At 73.6% G+C, this 17,754-nt stretch carries 17 protein-coding genes and 2 tRNA genes; 13 read left to right on the top strand and 6 right to left on the bottom strand.

Annotated features, from left to right (window positions below):
• Nucleotides 1-88: 88 nt before the first annotated feature.
• The 10 genes from gyrA (at nt 89) to ACI782_RS04290 (ending at nt 6,708) form a co-directional block, all read left to right on the top strand.
• Nucleotides 89-2,557: a DNA gyrase subunit A gene (gyrA, locus tag ACI782_RS04335; RefSeq protein ID WP_456906454.1), complete on the top strand. Its 2,469-nt coding sequence runs from the start codon at nt 89-91 to the stop codon at nt 2,555-2,557.
• Between the two features lie 171 nt (nt 2,558-2,728).
• Nucleotides 2,729-3,448 (top strand): DUF3566 domain-containing protein, encoded by a 720-nt coding sequence (locus tag ACI782_RS04330; protein WP_456906452.1) that lies wholly within the window; start codon nt 2,729-2,731, stop codon nt 3,446-3,448.
• Nucleotides 3,449-3,498: 50 nt separating this feature from the next.
• Nucleotides 3,499-3,572: transfer RNA gene (locus tag ACI782_RS04325), tRNA-Ile, on the top strand.
• Between the two features lie 100 nt (nt 3,573-3,672).
• Nucleotides 3,673-3,813, top strand: coding sequence for a DLW-39 family protein (locus ACI782_RS04320; protein WP_456906450.1), 141 nt, complete (start codon nt 3,673-3,675; stop codon nt 3,811-3,813).
• Nucleotides 3,814-3,839: 26 nt separating this feature from the next.
• Nucleotides 3,840-3,912: transfer RNA gene (locus ACI782_RS04315), tRNA-Ala, on the top strand.
• Nucleotides 3,913-4,006: 94 nt separating this feature from the next.
• Nucleotides 4,007-4,213: a hypothetical protein gene (locus tag ACI782_RS04310; protein ID WP_456906448.1), complete on the top strand. Its 207-nt coding sequence runs from the start codon at nt 4,007-4,009 to the stop codon at nt 4,211-4,213.
• Between the two features lie 180 nt (nt 4,214-4,393).
• Nucleotides 4,394-4,564 carry a hypothetical protein gene (locus ACI782_RS04305; RefSeq protein ID WP_456906446.1) on the top strand — a complete coding sequence of 57 codons (171 nt, stop codon included), beginning with the start codon at nt 4,394-4,396 and terminating at the stop codon, nt 4,562-4,564.
• Nucleotides 4,565-4,675: 111 nt separating this feature from the next.
• Nucleotides 4,676-5,170 carry a DUF1059 domain-containing protein gene (locus ACI782_RS04300; protein ID WP_456906444.1) on the top strand — a complete coding sequence of 165 codons (495 nt, stop codon included), beginning with the start codon at nt 4,676-4,678 and terminating at the stop codon, nt 5,168-5,170.
• 108 nt (nt 5,171-5,278) lie between these two features.
• Nucleotides 5,279-5,812 (top strand): peptidylprolyl isomerase, encoded by a 534-nt coding sequence (locus ACI782_RS04295; protein ID WP_456906442.1) that lies wholly within the window; start codon nt 5,279-5,281, stop codon nt 5,810-5,812.
• Between the two features lie 137 nt (nt 5,813-5,949).
• Entirely contained in the window at nt 5,950-6,708 is a 759-nt protein-coding gene (locus ACI782_RS04290; RefSeq protein ID WP_456906440.1) for a rhomboid family intramembrane serine protease, read from the top strand.
• On the opposite strand, the gene ACI782_RS04285 is transcribed toward ACI782_RS04290, so the two are convergent.
• Nucleotides 6,709-7,164, bottom strand: coding sequence for a PH domain-containing protein (locus tag ACI782_RS04285; RefSeq protein WP_456906438.1), 456 nt, complete (start codon nt 7,162-7,164; stop codon nt 6,709-6,711). It abuts the gene before it with no gap.
• Between the two features lie 201 nt (nt 7,165-7,365).
• Here ACI782_RS04285 and ACI782_RS04280 point away from each other — a divergent pair, with 201 nt between their 5' ends.
• Entirely contained in the window at nt 7,366-8,523 is a 1,158-nt protein-coding gene (locus ACI782_RS04280; protein ID WP_456906436.1) for a thiolase family protein, read from the top strand.
• 528 nt (nt 8,524-9,051) lie between these two features.
• Here ACI782_RS04280 and crgA read toward each other — a convergent pair.
• The gene (gene crgA, locus ACI782_RS04275) at nt 9,052-9,324 is read right to left on the bottom strand and encodes a cell division protein CrgA (protein ID WP_456906433.1); all 273 of its coding nucleotides are present in this window, start codon (nt 9,322-9,324) and stop codon (nt 9,052-9,054) included.
• A gap of 69 nt (nt 9,325-9,393) precedes the next feature.
• Between crgA and ACI782_RS04270 the strand changes: the two genes are divergently transcribed.
• Both ACI782_RS04270 and ACI782_RS04265 read left to right on the top strand, forming a co-directional pair.
• Nucleotides 9,394-10,161, top strand: a complete 768-nt coding sequence (locus tag ACI782_RS04270; RefSeq protein ID WP_456906431.1) for a DUF881 domain-containing protein — start codon at nt 9,394-9,396, stop codon at nt 10,159-10,161.
• A 72-nt stretch (nt 10,162-10,233) separates the two neighbouring features.
• The gene (locus ACI782_RS04265) at nt 10,234-10,890 is read left to right on the top strand and encodes an aminodeoxychorismate/anthranilate synthase component II (RefSeq protein WP_456906429.1); all 657 of its coding nucleotides are present in this window, start codon (nt 10,234-10,236) and stop codon (nt 10,888-10,890) included.
• Between the two features lie 65 nt (nt 10,891-10,955).
• Here ACI782_RS04265 and pknB read toward each other — a convergent pair whose 3' ends face one another.
• The 4 genes from pknB to ACI782_RS04245 form a co-directional block, all read right to left on the bottom strand.
• Nucleotides 10,956-12,902 carry a Stk1 family PASTA domain-containing Ser/Thr kinase gene (gene pknB / locus ACI782_RS04260; RefSeq protein WP_456906427.1) on the bottom strand — a complete coding sequence of 649 codons (1,947 nt, stop codon included), beginning with the start codon at nt 12,900-12,902 and terminating at the stop codon, nt 10,956-10,958.
• A gap of 124 nt (nt 12,903-13,026) precedes the next feature.
• On the bottom strand, nt 13,027-14,874 hold the full coding sequence (locus ACI782_RS04255) for a protein kinase domain-containing protein (protein WP_456906425.1): 1,848 nt from the start codon (nt 14,872-14,874) through the stop codon (nt 13,027-13,029).
• Nucleotides 14,874-16,316, bottom strand: a complete 1,443-nt coding sequence (locus ACI782_RS04250; RefSeq protein WP_456906423.1) for a peptidoglycan D,D-transpeptidase FtsI family protein — start codon at nt 16,314-16,316, stop codon at nt 14,874-14,876. Before ACI782_RS04250 ends, ACI782_RS04255 begins: the two co-directional genes overlap by 1 nt.
• Nucleotides 16,313-17,728: an FtsW/RodA/SpoVE family cell cycle protein gene (locus ACI782_RS04245; RefSeq protein ID WP_456906421.1), complete on the bottom strand. Its 1,416-nt coding sequence runs from the start codon at nt 17,726-17,728 to the stop codon at nt 16,313-16,315. Before ACI782_RS04245 ends, ACI782_RS04250 begins: the two co-directional genes overlap by 4 nt.
• Nucleotides 17,729-17,754: the final 26 nt, after the last annotated feature.

Raw genomic sequence — 17,754 nt, 5'->3', positions numbered from 1 at the left:
AGGCTCACCGCGAGCGAGCGGTGAGCCTCTGCACGGGGTCACCCCTTCGCCGTCGCCACCTCCGCACCAAGCCATGAGGACCTGAACCGTGACCGAGACCCCTGCCCGCGACCGCGTCGAGCCGGTCGACCTCCAGCAGGAGATGCAGCGCAGCTACATCGACTACGCGATGTCGGTGATCGTCGGCCGCGCGCTCCCCGAGGTCCGTGACGGCCTCAAGCCCGTGCACCGCCGCGTGCTGTTCGCCATGTACGACCAGGGCTTCCGCCCCGACCGCGGGTACGTCAAGTGCGCCCGCGTCGTCGGCGAGGTCATGGGTAACTACCACCCGCACGGCGACTCGGCGATCTACGACGCCCTCGTGCGGCTGGCCCAGCCGTGGTCGATGCGCTACCCGCTCATCGACGGCCAGGGCAACTTCGGCTCCCCGGGCAACGACCCGGCCGCGGCCATGCGCTACACCGAGGCCCGGCTGACCCCGCTGGCCATGGAGATGATGGCGGGGATCGACGAGGAGACCGTCGACTTCCAGCCCAACTACGACGGCCGCAACCAGGAGCCGCTGGTCCTGCCGTCGCGCATCCCCAACCTGCTGATCAACGGCTCGGCCGGCATCGCCGTCGGCATGGCCACCAACATGCCGCCGCACAACCTCCGTGAGGTCGCCGACGCGGTGTTCTGGATGCTCGAGCACCCGGACGCCGAGCACGAGGAGGCCCTCAACGCCTGCATGGAGCGGATCAAGGGCCCCGACTTCCCGACCCACGGCCTGATCGTCGGCCGCGAGGGCATCGAGGAGGCCTACCGCACCGGCCGCGGTTCGGTGCGCATGCGCGCGGTCGTCACCGTCGAGGAGGACGCCAGGGGCCGGGTGCAGCTCGTCGTCACCGAGCTGCCCTACCAGGTCAACCCCGACAACCTGGCCGAGGCGATCGCCGAGGCGGTCAAGGACGGCCGGCTCCAGGGCATCAGCGAGATCGCCGACGAGTCCAGCGACCGCGTCGGCCGCCGCCTGGTCATCACCCTGCGCCGCGACGCCGTCGCCAAGGTCGTGCTGAACAACCTCTACAAGCACACCCAGCTGCAGACGTCGTTCGGCTGCAACATGCTCTCGATCGTCGACGGCGTCCCGCGGACGCTGCGGCTCGACGAGCTGGTCCGGCTGTGGGTCACCCACCAGGTCGACGTCATCCAGCGGCGCACCCGCTACCGGCTGCGCAAGGCCGAGGAGCGCGCGCACATCCTGCGCGGCTACGCCAAGGCCCTCGACCAGCTCGACGCGGTCATCGCGCTCATCCGCAACAGCCCCTCGGCCGACACCGCGCGCACCGGCCTCATGGAGCTGCTGGACGTCGACGAGATCCAGGCGACGGCGATCCTCGACCTGCAGCTGCGCCGGCTGGCCGCCCTCGAGCGCCAGCGGATCATGGACGAGCTGGCCGAGATCGAGGCCCGCATCGCCGACCTGCAGGCCATCCTCGACTCGCCCGAGCGGCAGCGGCAGATCATCCACGACGAGCTCACCGAGATCGTGGAGAAGTACGGCGACGACCGGCGCACGAAGTTCGTGGCCAACGACGGCGACGTCTCCATGGAGGACCTCATCGCCGAGGAGGAGGTCGTCGTCACCATCACCCGCACCGGCTACGCCAAGCGGACCAAGAGCGACCTCTACCGGTCGCAGCGCCGCGGCGGCAAGGGCGTCATGGGCGCGGCGCTGAAGCAAGACGACATCGTCGACCACTTCTTCGTGGGCTCCACCCACGACTGGATCCTGTTCTTCACCAACAAGGGCCGGGTCTACCGGGCCAAGGCCTACGAGCTGCCCGAGGCCAACCGCACCGCCCGCGGCGCGCACGTCGCCAACATCCTGGCCTTCCAGCCGGACGAGCGGATCGCCCAGGTCATGCAGATCAAGGACTACGGCGTCGCGCCGTACCTGGTGCTGGCCACCTCGCGCGGCCAGGTGAAGAAGACCCGGCTGACCGACTTCGACTCGCCGCGCAGCGGCGGCGTCATCGCGATCAACCTCCGCGAGAGCGACGAGCTGGTCGGCGCCGCGCTGATCGACCCGGAGCAGGACCTGCTGCTGGTCACCCGCAAGGCGATGTCGATCCGGTTCAAGGCGGACGACGCGACGCTGCGGCCGATGGGGCGCGCCACCGAGGGTGTGCGCGGCATCTCCCTCGCCGACGACGACGCCCTGCTGTCGATGATCGTCGTCGAGGAGGGACTCGACGTCCTCGTCGCCACCGAGCGGGGCTTCGCCAAGCGCACCGGGATCGAGAACTACCCGCCGCAGGGCCGGGGCGGCAAGGGCGTCCTCACCGCCGACCCGAAGGCCCGCAAGGGGTCGCTGGTGGGTGCCCTGTCGGTGCGGCTCGGCGACGAGCTGTACGCGATCACCTCCGGCGGTGGCGTCATCCGCACGCCGGTCAACGGCGTCCGGCACAACAAGGACCGCGCCACCATGGGTGTCAAGCTCATGAACTTGCCGGAAGACGTCTCGATCGTGGCGATCGCGCGTACGACGGACAACGACGAGCCCTCCGCCTAGTCTGGGAGCGATGACGGAGGAGGCGCGGCGGCCGGACCCCCGGGAACGGGCGCCGCGCCCCGTCCGGTGTCACCACCACACATCAGATCGGCGCCCGGGCGCCCCCGGCGGCGTGCCGGGCCACCCGGGTACGAGGCAGCGGCGAGGGCCGCTGGGGGACGGGAGACTCGCATGAGCGACCGGACGCAGGGTTCGGTGCGCACCGGGTCCCGGCCCGGGGACACCTCCTCGGCCAAGGGGACGGCGACCGGTCCGCAGGCCGACGCGCAGGCGCCGGTGACGGCGACTCAGGCCATCCCCGACACGGCTCCCCCGCCGGCGCCGCCAGCCACGACCGACGACGGGACGGCGCCGGTCGCGCCGGGCCCGTTGTCGAGCGGCGCGGGCGCCTCGGCGGTGACCTCGGCACCGGCCGCGAGCACCGCGGTCGTCCCCGCTCCGGAGAGCACCCCGGCGGGAGTGGGCGCCGGCCCGGCCGAGGCCGCCCCCGCGGCCAAGAGCAGCAGCAAGCAGAAGGGCAACCGCGGTCCGCGCCGGGCCCGCCTGCAGCTTCGGCACGTCGACACCTGGTCGGCCCTGAAGATCTCGCTGGTGCTGTCCATCGCGATGTTCTTCATCTGGATGGTGGCCGTCGGCGTCCTCTACGGCGTGCTGTCCGGCCTCGGCGTCTTCGAGACCCTCAACGACCTCTTCGGCCAGCTCGGCACCGCCTCCGGCGGCGAGGGCGGCGGCGAGGTCATCACGCCGGGCATCGTGTTCGGCGGCGCGGCGGTCATCGGCGCGATCAACATCGTGCTGATGACGGCGCTGTGCACCGTCGCCACGTTCATCTACAACATGTGCTCGGACCTGGTCGGTGGCCTCGAGGTCACCCTCTCCGAACGGGACTAGGACCCCCCGAGAACAGCCTCGGGCAGCTCAGGTAAGCTGTTCGAGTCCACGGGCCTGTAGCTCAGGCGGTTAGAGCGCATCCCTGATAAGGATGAGGCCGGAGGTTCAAGTCCTCCCAGGCCCACCCGTGTGCCGGCGCCCCGGGCGCCGTCGGAACGGCCCTCCGGGGCCGCTCCGCCCCCTCCTCCCCGGAGGCGGGAACCCCCCTCGAGGAGGTACACCGCGTGCTGAAGAAGCTGGCGCTGGCCGCCGCCGCGGCCGGGGCGGTCGCCCTGGTCCGCAAGCGCTCGGCCGGCCGGGCCGAGGCCGACCTCTGGGCCGAGGCCACCCGCGGGGCCCGGTCGGGGAGCGCACCCGCCGGCTGACCCCGCCGGGGTCCGCCCCGGGATCCGGGGACGTAGCTCAATTGGCAGAGCACCGCCTTTGCAAGGCGGGGGTTAGGGGTTCGATTCCCCTCGTCTCCACTCCGCGTACGCGATCTCGGCCGCTGTCGAGCGGCCGCGACACCAGACTGGCCCGGTGCGCAGCGCGGGCGGCCTCCTGCCTCCCCTCCCGGGCGTGCGGACCCGCGTGCCCGTCGGCACGATCAGCGCCCTCGTCGGATGGACCGTCGGCACCGTCGCGTACCGGTCCGGGGACGCACGCCTGTGGCTCGCCGTCCGGCGGGACCCCGAGGCGCTGGCGGCCGGCCAGTGGTGGCGGCTGATCTCCCCGGTCCTCGTGCAGCCGGACCCTGGCCGGTGGTCCTCGGCGTCGGCCTGCTGACCGCCGTCGTCGGCACGGTGGCCGAGCGCGTCTCCGGCACGCGCCGGTGGGTGCTGCCGTGGGTGGCCGGCGCGCTGGCGGGCCACCTGGCCGGCGAGGCCTGGCAGCCCTACGACGGCGGCATCTCGGTCGCTTCCGCGGTCCGCTCGGCGGCCTGGCGGTCTGGGCGGCGGTGTGCCGGTGGCGCGCCCGGGGCCGGTGCCCCCGCCGTTGGTGGTGCTGCCCGTCGCCGTCGGAGCCGGTGGTGTGCTGCTGACGGTGCTCGGGGACATCCACGGCCCCGCTGTCCTGGCCGGGGTCGGCGCGATGGTGGTGTGGCGGTCCGCCGCCCGGCCCGGGTCGACCCGCTGACGCGTCCAGGGACCTCGGTCCCTGGACGGTCCCCGCCCTCAGGGCCACTGTCGGCGCCGCTCGTGGCCCACCGGCCGGGCGGGCCAGGGTTCGCGACGAGGAGCAGCAGCCATGGCGCGGAAGACGATCGACTGCCGGACGGTGCCCAGCGACGCCAACTGCACCGTCCAGATCTCCGGCGAGGAGGACGAGGTCCTCGAGCTCGCCGTCGCCCACGCGGTCAGCGCGCACGCCCACACCGACGACGCCGAGCTGCGGGAGGGGATCCGCGCGGCCATGCGCGACGAGGAGGCCGTGCTGGTGGAGGAGGGCTCCTTCGTCCAGCTCATCGAGTTCCGCGCCGGAGACCTGGACGAGTTCCGCAGACTCGGCCAGGAGTGGCGGGAACGGATGGGCCGGGAGACGACCGCCCGGTGGATCGTGGTCACGCAGGACCGGGACCGGCTCGACACCTACGTCCAGATGGTCGGCTTCCCCGACCACGCGTCGGCGATGCGCAACTCCGAGCACCCCGTGACGGCCGAGATCTCGAAGCGGATGCAGGAGATCACCGAGGGGGACGCGTCCTTCCGCAACCTGGACGTCGTCGAGCGCATGCGCATGTAGGAGGACCCCCTCGCCCCGCCACCCGCACGCCCGCGGCGGGACCCTGCACGGGGGCCGCGGTCCGCTCCCGTTCCTCGCAGGGAGCGGACCAGTGGGAGAGTGGACGGCGTGACCGAAGCGACCCCCGCACGCCGTGCCGTGCTGCACACCAACCACGGCGACATCACCGTCGACCTGTTCCCCGACCACGCGCCCAAGACGGTCGCGAACTTCGCCGACCTGGCCGAGGGCCGCCGGGAGTGGACCCACCCGCAGACCCGCGAGAAGACCACCGACCGGCTCTACGACGGCACGGTCTTCCACCGGATCATCGACGGCTTCATGATCCAGGGCGGCGACCCGCTGGGTCAGGGCATCGGCGGCCCCGGCTACCAGTTCGGCGACGAGATCCACCCCGAGCTGGCGTTCACCAAGCCCTACCTGCTCGCCATGGCCAACGCCGGCCCCGGGACCAACGGCTCGCAGTTCTTCATCACCGTCGCCCCCACCACCTGGCTGACCGGCAAGCACACGATCTTCGGCGAGGTGGCGGACCAGTCCAGCCGCGACGTCGTGGACCGGATCGCCAAGGTGCGCACCGCCCGCGGTGACCGGCCGGTGGAGGACGTCGTCCTGCAGTCGGTCGAGGTGCAGCGCAGCTGACCACCAGCCCCGACGACGGGGGCGCCGGTCCCGGCCAGCCGCAGCCGGCGCCCCCGACGACCACGTGCTACCGGCACCCGGACCGGCCCACCCGCATCACCTGCACCCGCTGTGAGCGGCCGATCTGTCCGGAGTGCATGACCCCCGCCTCGGTGGGGTTCCAGTGCCCCGAGTGCGTCCGCGCGGGCAACGCCACGGTGCGCCGTCCCCGCCAGGCGCCGCTGCTGCGCCGGGCCGGCCGCCGGTTCGGCGCAGTCACGGTGGCCCTCATCGCGCTCAACGTCGCGATGTTCGTCGTCACCGCGGTGTCCGCGGGGCTCGCCGGGGCCAACCCGCTGGACAACCAGCTCTCGCCGCTGTTCGTCCAGCTGGCGCAGATCCCCGTCCTCGTCGAGCTCGGTGAGGACTGGCGGTTGATCACCGCGGCGTTCCTGCACATCGGCATCGCGCACCTGGCGCTCAACATGCTCGCGTTGCTGGTCTTCGGCTCCGAGCTCGAGCGCCAGCTGGGCCGCTGGCGCTACCTGGCCGTCTACCTCGTCTCGCTGCTCGGCGGCGCGGTGGCGCTGCAGCTGTTCGGCGAGCCCGGGCGTCCGGTCGCGGGCGCGTCCGCGGCCATCTACGGCCTGCTGGGCGGTCTGGCGGTCCTGATGATCGCCCGCCGGGAGGACCTGCGCGGCCTGCTCACGCTCCTGGCGATCAACGTCGTCATCAGCTTCCTGCCCGGCGTCTCGCTGCTCGGGCACCTCGGCGGCCTGGTGGCCGGGTTCGTCGCCACCGGGATCGTCGTGCTGGCCCGCCGCCGCACCGAGCTCCAGGTGCTGGGGCTGATGCTGCTGGTCGCCGCCCTGGTCGTGGTCGCGCTCACCGTGCCGACGCTCGTCGTCCTGGGTTAGTCACAGGGCCCCGTCCTCCTCACCGCTCGCAGGCTCGCGGCGAGCCTCCGGACGGGGCCGCAGCGCGGTCAGGGCCCGGGCGACCTGCTCAGGGTCGGTCCCCAGGTCGCGGCGGCCGAGCAGGATCAGGACGCCGTCGTCGGCCGGTCCGGGGGCCGTGTCGAGCTCGAGCAGCCGCGAGCGGACGCCCAGCCGCCGCGTCTCGCGCACTCGCACCCGCAGCCTGCTCCACGGCAGCTGCCGCCGGCCGCTCAGCGTCCGGACGGCGACGCCCGACGGCCCGGCGGTCACCCGGGGCCGCAGCAGCAGGTCGCGCGCGGCCAGGGCGAGCAGCAGCAGCGCGGCGCCGCCGACCAGGACCCGGCCCGGGGCGTCGAGCACGGCGGTGACCAGGGCCAGGACGACGCTCCCGGCGGCGAGCGCGGCCGTCTCCCCCCGTCGCGCCGACCACTCCACGCCGCCAGCCTCCCAGTAGAAGGACCCGACAAGGACCTCGCTGCCCCCACCACTCGCGAGCTCGCGGTGGGACCCTGCACCGAGGCCTTGAGACGCCTCGCCCGCTCGGCGCGAGCCTCGGGACGGGGCCTGGGGACGGATAGGTGGACGTCCTACCATCGCCGGTGGGCGTGACGCCGCCCACGTCGACGAGGAGGACCCATGCGAGATGCCGTCATCTGTGCCGCGGTGCGCACGCCGGTGGGCAAGCGGGGCGGAGGGCTGTCGGGCGTGCACGCCGTCGACCTCTCCGCCCACGTGCTCGAGGCCCTGGTGGAGCGGGCCGGGATCGAGCCGGCCGCGGTGGACGACGTCTTCTGGGGCTGTGTGAGCCAGATCGGCGAGCAGACCTACAACGTCGCCCGCAACGCCGTCCTGGCCGCGGGCTGGCCCGAGACGGTGCCCGGCACGACGGTCGACCGGCAGTGCGGCTCCTCGCAGCAGGCCGTCGCGTTCGCGGCCGCCACCGTCGTGAGCGGGCAGGCCGACGTCGTGGTCGCCGGCGGGGTGGAGTCGATGAGCCGGGTGCCGATGGGCTCCTCGGTGGGGGACGGCTCGACCGGCCGCCCGCTCGGCCCGCGGTTCATGGAGCGCTACGGCGTGGCCCCCAACCAGGGCATCGGCGCCGAGATGATCGCCGAGCGGTGGGGCTTCTCCCGCACCCGGCTCGACGAGTACTCGCTGTCGTCCCACGAGCGGGCGGCCAAGGCGCAGGCCGACGGCGCGTTCGACGAGGAGGTCGTCCCCGTGACGACCCCCGACGGCACCGTGGTGCGCGCCGACGAGGGCGTGCGGCCCGGCGGCACGCTGGAGAAGCTGGCCTCGCTGAAGACGCCGTTCAAGGCCGACGGCGTCATCAGTGCCGGCAACGCCAGCCAGATCTCCGACGGGTCGGCGGCGCTGCTGGTCACCACCTCCGAGAAGGCCCGCGAGCTGGGCCTGCGCCCCCTCGTGCGCATCCACACCACGGTCATGGCCGCGGACGACCCGGTGATCATGCTGACCGCGCCGATCCCGGCGACGCAGAAGGTGCTGCAGCGCTCGGGGCTGTCGGTGGGGGACATCGGCGTCTTCGAGGTCAACGAGGCGTTCGCCCCCGTGCCGCTGGCCTGGCAGGCGGAGATCGGGGCGCCGGCCGAGCAGCTCAACCCCCGCGGCGGTGCCATCGCCCTCGGCCACCCGCTGGGCGCCTCGGGCGCCCGCATCATGACCACGCTCGTCCACACCATGCTGAGCACCGGTGCGCGCTACGGCCTGCAGACCATGTGCGAGGGCGGCGGGATGGCGAACGCGACGATCCTGGAGCTGCTCACGGACTGAGTTCTCCACAGTCCCCAGCCGACGGCCCCCGGTCCCCTGCGGACCGGGGGCCGTCGGCGTCTGGGGACGAACGGTCCGGCACGGACGTCTGCCGTGGTCAGATCGCGTGTTCCCGGCCGTCGTCCCGGGTACCGGACGGTCCGGTCGCCGTCCTGGCGGTGCCGCCAAGTCGACTCATCCACAGGTGTGTGCACAGCTGGGGATGGAGTCACAGAGGTGTAGTTACTCGACTGCCCTTCTCGTCACACGAGTCCCACGGCGGACGAAACCGCAGGTCAGCGGCGTCCGGTCGAACACCCGTTCTCCACACTCGGTGGACAAACCTGGGGAGTTCGCGCTTTGTCGACCTGTGGACGGCGCCGGCCGGGTTGTGCACAGCGGCTCCTGTGCACAACACGGTGGGTGTCCGGCCCGTGACAACGGAAGAGGCCCCCGTCCCGGTGGGGACGAGGGCCTCGGCGAGTGACGTGTGGCCCCTCCAGGGCACCGCCCCGAGCGTGCGAGGGGTGGGGAGGAGGGAGCCCTCGCTCAGCGCCAGCGCATCGACATGACCAGGCCGGCCACCATGAGGCCGAACCCGATGGCGAAGTTCCACGCCGCCAGCGAGACCATGAACGGGATCTGGTCGCCGGCCACGTAGTAGACGACGATCCACAGCAGCCCGATGACCATGAGGGTCACCATCAGCGGCGCGTACCAGCGCGGGCTGGGCTGGACGGCCCGGGCGGCCGTCCTCCCCGACTGCAGGGTGCCCTGCGGCGGCGTGTAGACCGACTTCTTGCGCACCTTGGACTTGGGCACCGTGCGAACTCCCTCCGGGGCCGGATCGTCGCGCCCGGCCGTGACCGCCCTCCAGCCTAAGCTGCGGACGTGGCCGGAGCCCGCACCCTGCCCCTTCGGGGTACCCGCCGCCCCTCGGGGTGGGCGGTGCTGGTGCCGGTGGTGGCGCTCGCGGCGGGCCTGCTGTTCGCCACGTCCAGCCAGACGGCCCTGGGGACCGACCTGCGGGGCGGCGAGGTCACCGAGCTCTCCAGCCTCATCGCCGCGCGGGAGGACGCGCTCGGCGCCATGCAGCAGGAGCTGGCCGGGCTGCGCGCGCAGGCGCAGGCGCTGACCGACGAGGCCGCGTCCCGGGACGGCGCAGTCGCCGCCGCCCAGGAGGAGGGCTCGGGGGGCGAGCTGTCGGCCGGGCTGGTCGCCCTCAGCGGTCGCGGCGTGGAGATCACCCTGGACGACGCCCCCCGGCGCCCGGACGGCTCGCTGCCGATCGGTGCGCGCCCCGACGACGTGGTGATCCACCAGTCCGACGTCCAGGCGGTGGTCAACGCGGTGTGGGCGGCCGGTGCCGACGCGGTCGCGATCATGGACCAGCGGCTGATCGCCACCAGCGCGGTCCGCTGCGTGGGCAACGTGCTGCTCCTGCAGGGGCGCACCTACTCGCCACCGTTCGTGGTCACCGCCATCGGTGACGCCGCCGCGATCCGGGCCGAGCTCGCCGCCTCCCCGCAGGTGGCGGTGTTCCGGCAGGCGGCGGAGGACTTCGGGCTCGGCTTCGCCGTCCGCGAGCGCGCCGCGGTCCCGGTGCCCGCCTACGAGGGTTCGCTGGACATGCAGCACGCCACAGCGGCCGACGGCTGACCACTGGGGCCCCGCGCAGGGCCCGCCTGCGAGCGTGTGGGGGGCCGGGCGCCCTCCTGGTACACAGGGACCGTGAGCCGGCCCGTCCTCGTCGTCGACAACTTCGACAGCTTCGTCTACAACCTGGTCCAGTACCTGGGCCAGTTGGGCGTGCGGTGCATCGTCCGCCGCAACGACGCCGTCGCGGTCGACGAGCTCGCCGACCTGGACGTCGCCGGGGTGCTGCTCTCCCCGGGACCGGGCACGCCGGCCGACGCCGGGGTGACGGTGCCCATGGTGCGCGCCGCCGCCGAGGCCGGGACGCCGGTGTTCGGCGTCTGCCTCGGTCACCAGGCGATCGCCGAGGCGTTCGGCGCGGAGGTCGTGCGGGCGCCGGAGCTGCTGCACGGCAAGACCAGCCAGGTCGTGCACGACGGGGTGGGCGTCCTGGCCGGCCTGCCGTCGCCGTTCACCGCGACCCGCTACCACTCCCTCGCCGTGGACCGCGACACCGTGCCCGACGAGCTGGTGGTGACCGGGACGACGCCCTCGGGGATCGTCATGGCGCTCCGGCATCGCGAGCTGCCCATCGAGGGCGTGCAGTTCCACCCGGAGTCGGTGCTCACCGAGGGCGGGCACCGGATGCTGGCCACCTGGCTGGAGACCTGCGGCATGGCTCCCGACCCCGCGGTCGTCGAGGCCGCCTCCGCCGCCGCCCACCGGCTCACGACGGTCGCCACGCCCGGCTGAGCCGCCGCGACCCCTGCAGACGCACGAAGGCCCCCCCGCGCGGGAGGGGCCCTTCGTGCGTCGCGTCAGTTGTCGTCGGGGCCGCCGGCCCCGCCGGGACCGGAGTCGTCGTCGTCCTCCCCGGTCCCGCCGGCCGGCTCCTCGCCGACGGTCAGGGTGACCGTCCCGTCGGGGGCCACGGAGCCGCCCGCGCGGGGCGAGACGGCGAGCACGACGCCGACGTCACCGGGGTCGGCGGCATCCCGCGTCTCCACCGTGACGGTCCCGGTGAACCCGGCCTGCTGCAGGGCCGCGCGGGCCTCGGCCTCGGTGGAGCCGACCACGTCGGGCACCTCGACCTCGCCGGGCCCGCTGGACACCTGCAGCGTGATCGCGTCGCCCGCGGCCGCCTGGCTGTTCGCAGTGGGGTCCATGGCGATGACGGTGCCCTCGGGCTGGTCGGACTCGACCTGCTCGGGGGTGACGTTGGTGAAGCCCGCGTCCCGCAGCGCCTGGGTGGCCGCCGCCTGCTGCTGGTCGACCACGTCGGGGAGCGGGGCGTCACCGTCGGAGACCGACAGGGTCACCGCCGTGCTCGGGTCGACCGCGCTGCCCTCCCCTGGGGTCACGTCGACGACGGTGCCCTCGGCCTGCAGGGAGTCCACGTCGTCGGAGTCGACCCGCTGGAAGCCGGCGTTCTCCAGGGTGGTCTGCGCCCGGTCGACGTCCAGACCGATGACGGCCGGCACCTCGACGGTGTCGACCCCGCCGCCGATGACCAACGCGACCTGGGTGTCCGGGGGGACCTGCGCGCCGCCGGCCGGGTCGGAGCTGATGACCAGCCCCTCCTGCTCCTCCGAGCTCGGCGCGGTGGTCACGGTGCCGACGCGCAGGCCGGCGGTCTCGAGCGCCTGCGTGGCCGTGGCCTCGTCCTTCCCGACCAGGTCGGAGGGCACCGCCACCTGGGCGACGGCCGGCGTCTCGTCGTCGCCCCCGGAGTCCAGGACGACGGCCAGGGTGACCACGCCGCCGATGAGCAGCACGGCCGCGACGACGGCGGCGATGACCCGGTTGCGCTTGCGCTTGCGGGCGGCGGCGTCCTCGTCGTCCCAGTCCCCCTGGCCGTAGCCGGCGGGGGCGCCGATGATCGCCGTCTTCTCCGCGTCACCCATGACCGGCGTGGCCTCGACCTGCTGGCCGGCCAGTGCCCGGAGCAGGTCGTTGCGCATCTCCGCGGCCGACTGGTAGCGGTTGGCCGGGTTCTTGCTCATCGCCTTGAGCAGGATCGCGTCGAGCTCCGGCGGGATCGCCGGGTTGATCGACGACGGCAGCCGCGGGTCCTCCCGCACGTGCTGGTAGGCCACCGAGACCGGCGAGTCGCCGGTGAACGGCGGCGCCCCGGTCACGAGCTCGTAGAGCAGACACCCGACCGAGTAGACGTCGGAGCGGGCGTCGACGCCCTCACCGCGTGCCTGCTCGGGGGAGAGGTACTGCGCGGTGCCGATGACGGCGGCGGTGGAGGTCATCGTCGCGGCGGAGTCCGAGACCGCCCGGGCGATGCCGAAGTCCATGACCTTGACCGAGCCCTGGGGCGTGATCATCACGTTCCCGGGCTTCACGTCGCGGTGGACGATGCCGTTGCGGTGGCTGAAGTCGAGGGCGCCGCAGATGTCGGCGGACAGGCTCATCGCCCGCTCCGGGGACAGCACGCCCTCCCGGCGGAGCACGTCGCGCAGCGTCTGCCCCTCGACGTACTCCATGACGATGTAGGGGGTGGCGCCGTTGGCGGTGCGGTCCTCGCCGGTGTCGTACACCGCGACGATCGCCGGGTGGTTCAGCGACGCGGCCGCCTGCGCCTCGCGCCGGAAGCGGACCTGGAAGGACGGGTCGCGGGCCAGGTCGCTGCGCAGCACCTTGACCGCCACCTCGCGGCCCAGCCGCAGGTCCCGGCCGCGGTGCACCTCGGCCATGCCGCCGCGGCCGAGCACCCCGCCGATCTCGTAGCGCTCACCGAGCACCTGCGGCGTGGTCATCAGGGGTCCTCTCGGGCGGTGCGGTCCTGCGTCCAGGGGGAGGGCGGAGCGCTGTGGACGGATGGGCCGCCGGGGAGCCTAACCGCTCCGGCGGCCCGGACCCGGGCGGCGCGGGGGAGTGCGATCACGCCGTCTCGTCCGCCGCACCCGCACCCAGCACCGTGCCCCCCTCGCCACCTGCGGGTGCGCCGGGGAGCTGCTCGGCGTCGGTCGCCGACGTGGGAGCGGGCGTGCCGGGCGCGTTGCCCTCCTCGTCCTGGTCCTGCTCCTCCTCGTCCTGGTTCTGCTGCTGCTCGTCCTGGTCCGGCTCGTTCTCCTCCGCCGGGGGAGGCGTCGTCGTCCGCCGGGTCGTGGGGGCCGGCGCCTCGGAGGTCTCCTCCTCGTCGGTCGGCTCGGCCGTGGTGGTGGGGGCCTGGGTGGTCTCGGGCGCCTGCGAGGGCTGCTCCTCACCGCTGTCGGGGGTGAAGTCCTGGGGCGCGTAGAACAGCGTCATCGTGTCGCCCTGGCCGACCGTGCCGCTGCTCGGGTCGACGGCGGCGACGTCGCCGCGGTCGAGGGCGATGCCGGCCGCGGTCAGCCGGGCGGCGTCGGCCGGCTCCTGCCGCACGACCAGCCCCAGGCCCAGCCCCTCCAGCTCGGCCTGGACCTCGTCCGCCGGCCGGCCGACGAGCTGCGCCGGGTCGATCGTGTAGACGCCGGCGGAGGTCGTGACCGGGGGGACCGAGGAGGTCGTGGCGTTCGGCGTGCCCGCGCCGGGGTCGTCGCGGCCCGCGAGCAGGAACCAGGTGCCGCCGCCGAGCAGCGCCAGCAGCACCAGGCCGGCGACCAGCCAGGCCCAGCGGTTGCGGGACGGCCGCGCGTGCGAGTGCCGACCGCCGGCGTAGCGCTCCGCGCGGTCCTCGTCGTCGTCCTCCGGACGGCGCAGCGGGGGCATGGTCCCCGGCGCCGTCCCCGGTCCGCCTGTGCCGCCGGCCGACGCGGCGCCGAGCACCTGGGTGCGGTCCTCGGCCATGTCGGGGACCAGCTCGGTGCGGTCGTCGTCGAGGTCGGAGACGAGCTGGGTGCGGTCGGTGACCGGGGGGACCGGGACGGCGGCCAGCCCGGCGCCCGAGGCGGCCCCGTTGCCCGAGGCCGTCCCGTTGCCCGCGGCCACCGAGCGGACCGCGGCGGCGAACGCCGCGCCGTCGGGGAAGCGGTCGGCGGGGTCCTTGGCCAGGGCGCGCTCGATGAGCAGCCGCACCGCGGGCGGCACGTTGGCCGGCAACGGCGGCGGTGGCCGGTTGATGTGCGCCAGCGCGACGGCGACCTGGGACGTGCCGTCGAAGGGCCGGCCGCCGGTGAGGCACTCGTAGCCCACGACGCCGAGGGAGTAGACGTCGGAGGCGGCGGTGACGTCGAAGCCCTGCGCCTGCTCCGGGGAGAGGTACTGGGCGGTGCCGACGACCATGCCGGTGCGGGTGAGGGGTGTGGCGTCGCGCGCGCGGGCGATGCCGAAGTCGGTCAGCTTCACCACGCCGTCCGGGCGCACGATCAGGTTGCCCGGCTTGATGTCGCGGTGGACCACGCCGGCCCGGTGCGCCGCCGAGAGCCCGTCGGCGGCCTGGCCCAGGACGTGCAGCGTCCAGTCGACGGGGAGCTTGCCCTCCTCGTGGAGGATCGTCACGAGGGGCTTGCCCTCGACCAGCTCCATGACGAGGAAGGCGAGCTGGGCGCCGCGCTCGTCCTGGGTCTCCCCGTAGTCGTACACCGAGGCGATGTTGGGGTGGCTGAGCGCCGCGGTGTGCCGGGCCTCGTTGCGGAACCGCGCGACGAAGCTCGGGTCGCCGGTGAACTCGCTGCGCAGCACCTTGGCGGCGACGACGCGGTCGAGCACGCGGTCCCGGGCCCGCCAGACCTCGCCCATGCCGCCGGTGGCGATCGGGGCGGTGATCTCGTAGCGGCCGGCGAGGATCGTGCCGGTGGAGAGTGCCATCAGCCGCCCTGTCCCTCGAGGTACGCCTGCATGACCTGACGGGCGATCGGTGCGGACACGTCCCCACCCGTACCCCCGCCGTTCGCGACGAAGACCGCGATGGCGATCTGCGGGTCGTCGGCCGGGGCGAACCCGATGAACCAGTTGTGGTCCGGTCCGGCGTTCTCCGCCGTCCCGGTCTTGCCCGCGACGGTGACGCCGGGGAGGCGGGCGGCCCGCCCCGAGCCGTTGGTGACGACGCTCTCCATCATCTCGGTCAGCTGGTCGGCCACCTCGGGGGTGACCGGCTCGCTCAGCTCCTCGGGGTCGGTCTCGTCGATGACGGACAGGTCGGGCGCGCGCAGCTGGTCGACCAGGTACGGCTGCATGAGCGTGCCGTCGTTGGCGACCGCGGCGGCGACCATCGCGGCCTGCAGCGGGGTCATCCGGACGTCCTGCTGGCCGATCGAGCTCACGCCGAGCTGCGCGTCGTTCTCCGGGTCGCCCGTGCTGCTGGGCTCCACCGTCAGCGGGATCTGCCGCTGCTCGCCGTCCATCCCGAACGCCTCGGCCATGTCGCGCACCGCGTCCTCGCCGAGGTCGATGCCCAGCTGGGCGAACGCGGTGTTGCAGGAGATGGTCAGCGCGTCGATCAGCGACTGCTCGCCGGTGCTGCTGCAGCTCGAGCCGCCGAAGTTCTCCAGCTCCGTGTTCGTCCCCGGCAGGGTCAGGGTGTCCGGCGCCGGGATGACGGTGTCCGGGGTGTACTCCCCGGAGGCCAGCGCGGCCGCGGAGACGACCACCTTGAACACCGATCCCGGCGGGTAGTTGTCGCTGATCGCCCGGTTCAGCCTCGGGTCGCGGTCGGCCTCGTTGAGCTGCGCCCAGTAGTCCCGGATCGCCTGCGGATCGTGGCTGGACAGCAGGTTCGGGTCGTAGGTGGGCTGGCTGGCCATGCCCAGCACCGCGCCGGTCGACGGGTCGAGCGCGACCACCGCGCCGGTGACGCCGTCGAGGGCGGACATCGCCGCCTCCTGGGTGGCCGGGTCCAGGGTGAGGACGACGTCGCCGCCGCTGGGGTCGCGCCCCGTGAACAGGTCCGCGATGCGCCGGGCGAACAGCCGCGCGTCGTTGCCGGAGAGCACGTCGTTCTCCGCCCGCTCGGTCTGCGCGTTGCCGTAGACCAGCGAGTAGTAGCCGGTGACCGGCGCGTACACCGGCCCCTGCGCGTACTGCCGCAGGTAGGTGAGCCGGTCGTCGGTGGCCACCGACGTCGCGACCTCGGTGCCGGCCACCACGATCGAGCCGCGCTCGCGGTCGTACTCCTCGGTGAGCACCCGGGTGTTGCCGGAGTCGTTGCGCAGCTCGTCGGAGCGCACGACCTGGATGTAGTTGACGTTGACGATCAGCAGCGTGAACAGGACGAGCACGCTGATCGCCACGCGGCGCAGGGGGGCGTTCACGGCGTCACGATCTCGGTCGGGGCGTCGCCGAGCGCCGGCTTCGGCGGCCCGGCCGGAGCAGCTGGACGGCGGGCGGCGTCACTGATCCGCACCAGGATGGCGACCAGCACGAAGTTGGCCACCAGCGAGGACCCGCCGTAGGCGACGAACGGGGTGGTCAGGCCGGTGAGCGGCAGCAGCCCGGTGACGCCGCCCAGGACGACGAACACCTGCCAGGCGATGGCGAAGGCCAGGCCCGCGGCGAGCAACTTGCCGAAGGCGTCGCGGACGATCAGCGACGTCCGCAGGCCGCGCTCGACGAGGATCAGGTAGACGATGATCACCGCGACCAGGCCGAAGAGCCCCAGCTCCTCGCCGAGCGCCGCGGCGATGAAGTCGCTCTTGGCCACCGGCACCTGGTCCGGGCGGCCGCCGCCCAGGCCGGCGCCGAACAGCCCGCCGGTGCCCAGCCCGAACAGCGACTGGACCAGCTGGTAGCCGCCCTCGTCGCGGTAGGCGAAGGGGTCCAGCCAGGTGTCGACGCGGACGCGGACGTGGCCGAACAGCTGGTAGGCCAGGAAGGCACCGGCGGCGAACAGGCCGACGCCGATGAGCAGCCAGCTGGCCCGCTCCGTGGCCACGTAGAGCATCACGATGAAGATGCCGAACAACAGCAGCGAGCTGCCCAGGTCACGCTCGAAGACCAGCACGAGGATCGACATCGCCCACGCGACGAGCACCGGCCCCAGGTCCCGGGCGCGCGGCACCTCCAGGCCCATCACCCGCCGGCTGGCCAGCGCGAGCACGTCCCGCTTGTCGACCAGGTAGGCGGCGAAGAAGACGACCAGGCAGATCTTGGCGAACTCACCGGGCTGGATGCTGAAGCCGGCCACGCGGATCCAGATCTTGGCGCCGTACACCTCGGAGATGGAGGCGGGCAGCACCGCAGGCAGGGCCAGCAGCACCAGGCCGACCAGGGCCAGCGTGTAGGCGAAGCGGGACAGCAGCCGGTGGTCCCTCAGCACGACCAGCACGGCCACGAACAGCGCCGCCCCGAGCGTGGCCCAGACCAGCTGGACCGGCGCGTCCTCCCGGGTGACGGTGGCGTCGACCTGCTCGGCGGCCAGGTCGAGCCGGTGGATCATGGTCAGCCCGAGCCCCATCAGCAGCGCCACGGCGGGCAGCAGCAGCGGGTCGGCGTACGGGGCGAACCGCCGGACGACGACGTGCATCACGGCCCACAGCGCGGTGAACCAGCCGCCGAAGGTGGCCAGCTCCGCGCGCAGCGACCCGGTGATCGTCAGGTCGACGATGCACTGCGCGGCCAGCGTGATGACGACGGCGAAGCCGAGCAGCGCCAGCTCCGTGTTGCGCCGCGTGGGGGTGCCGCCCGCCGCGGCCGCGCGCGGGTCGGTGGAGGGGGCCGCGGTCACACGACCACCTCGTCGGCCTCGCCGTC

It is taken from the genome of Geodermatophilus sp. SYSU D00703 (genome assembly GCF_054050155.1).
This window is presented reverse-complemented; position numbering and strand designations above follow the sequence as displayed.